The organism is Streptomyces palmae, from assembly GCF_004684805.1.
GTDB lineage: Bacteria > Actinomycetota > Actinomycetes > Streptomycetales > Streptomycetaceae > Streptomyces > Streptomyces palmae.
Genome location: NZ_SRID01000685.1, coordinates 1 through 1270, shown reverse-complemented (window position 1 = coordinate 1270; position 1270 = coordinate 1). Strand labels below are relative to the sequence as shown.

The 1270-nt window shown below is 72.3% G+C and carries 1 protein-coding gene; it reads right to left on the bottom strand.

What is annotated here, in order from left to right; translation table 11 throughout:
• Window positions 1-45: 45 nt before the first annotated feature.
• On the bottom strand, window positions 46-1270 hold a 1225-nt coding region (locus E4099_RS32065; protein ID WP_135342595.1), incomplete at its 5' end, for a serine hydroxymethyltransferase.

Sequence of the window (1270 nt, the reverse complement as noted above, 5' to 3'; positions counted from 1 at the left end):
GACGGGTCGGGGACGGGCCGGGGGTGGTGACGGTGGCCCGGCCGGTCAGGCGGTGGGCAGTCCGGGGGCCGGGTGGGCCGCCATCAGCTCGGCGACCTCCGTCCGGATCCTGCCCAGGGCCTCCTCGTCGCCGGTACGGGCCGCGATCACGCCCCGGTCGATCCACTCGGCGACGGTCGCCATGTGCTCGGTGCCCAGCCCGCGCGAGGTGAGCGCCGGGGTGCCCAGCCGGATGCCGGACGGATCGAACGGCTTGCGCGGGTCGAAGGGGACGGTGTTGTAGTTCACCACGATGCCGGCCCGGTCCAGCGCCTTGGCCGCCGTCTTGCCGGGGACGTCCTTGGGGGTGAGGTCCATCAGGATCAGGTGGTTGTCGGTGCCGCCGGTCACCAGGTCGAAGCCGCGGGCCAGCAGCTCCTCGGCGAGCGCCTTGGCGTTGCCGACCACGGCGTGCGCGTAGTCGCGGAACGCCGGCTGGGCCGCCTCGTGCAGCGCCACCGCGATGGCGGCCGTGGTCTGGTTGTGCGGCCCGCCCTGGAGCCCGGGGAAGACCGCCTTGTCCACGGCCTTGCCCAGGTTCTCCGGCTCCCGGGCCAGCAGCATGGCGCCACGCGGGCCGCGCAGCGTCTTGTGGGTGGTCGTGGAGATCACGTCCGCGTACGGCATCGGGGAGGGGTGCGCCCCGCCCGCGATCAGGCCGGCGATGTGCGCGATGTCGGCGACCAGCACCGCCCCCACCTCGCGGGCGATCTCGCCGAAGGCCGCGAAGTCGATGGTGCGGGGCACCGCGGTACCGCCGCAGAAGATCAGCTTGGGCCGCTCCTTGCGGGCCAGGTCGCGTACCTCGTCGAAGTCGACCAGGCCGGTGTCCTGCCGTACGCCGTACTGGACGCCCCGGAACCACTTCCCGGTCGCGGAGACGCCCCAGCCGTGCGTGAGGTGGCCGCCCATCGGCAGCGACATGCCCATGACGGTGTCGCCCGGCTGGGCGAAGGCCAGGTAGCAGGCGAGGTTGGCGGGCGAGCCGGAGTACGGCTGCACATTGGCGTGGCCGGTGCCGAAGAGCGCCTTGGCACGCTCCCGGGCCAGGTTCTCCACCTGGTCGATGACCTGCTGGCCCTCGTAGTAGCGGCGGCCCGGGTAGCCCTCGCTGTACTTGTTCTGCAACACGGTGCCGCCCGCCTCCAGCACGGCGCCGGAGACGTAGTTCTCGCTGGCGATCATGCGCAGGGTGGTGGCCTGGAGCCGTTCCTGTCTCTTATACCCATTT